The 604-nt window shown below is 49.8% G+C and carries 1 protein-coding gene; it reads right to left on the reverse strand.

The window, feature by feature from the left end; all coding sequences use genetic code 11:
* Window positions 1-116: 116 nt before the first annotated feature.
* Window positions 117-604: hypothetical protein (locus tag FYK55_RS28780; RefSeq protein ID WP_235909056.1), on the reverse strand; the 488-nt coding region annotated here is incomplete at its 5' end.

The raw sequence follows: 604 nt of genomic DNA on the forward strand, positions 1-604 counted from the left end.
CGGATAACGCTACAAATCACCGAGTCGCCGCGGAAGACGTGACCTCAGAACAAACCCGACTCGGCGACTTCGGTGCATTTGATTGTTATCCGGCGTTCTAGTCGGCATTTGCGGTTTCACGGTTGAGATCCAGACTCCAGGTCAAGGTCCCATTCGTAGATGTTACCGGATACATGGCGAACTCGGAAACAATCGTCAAGCGTCTCGATTTTCCTTTTGAAATCAGATGAATCAGAAATCGCCAACCCCGCGGATGAATTCACCCATTTCCAGACCAAGATAAACGTATCGTCACCGAGTTTGAAAGCAGGGACATATCCGTCAGCATTAGCGATCCTCGGTAATCGTGTCGCTTCAGGATCTGCATTTGCATATTTGTTTCGTTCGTAAGCGTATGCGTAAAGCTGAAGATCCGATTCAGAAATGGAATCAACGTCGGCGTAGACAGTTCGATCTGTATCAAGCCATGAAGCGTACGTCGCGGGGGAGATTTCGCGCGACCAATCCAAGAAAAGGCATGCCGCGAAAGCGACCGCAGCAATCAATCCAAACAATACGATTGCAGCTAGCGTCTTCGTCGCGAGGTTCATGGATCCGGATAACG

It is taken from the genome of Roseiconus nitratireducens, from assembly GCF_008629675.1.
Lineage (GTDB): Bacteria > Planctomycetota > Planctomycetia > Pirellulales > Pirellulaceae > Stieleria > Stieleria nitratireducens.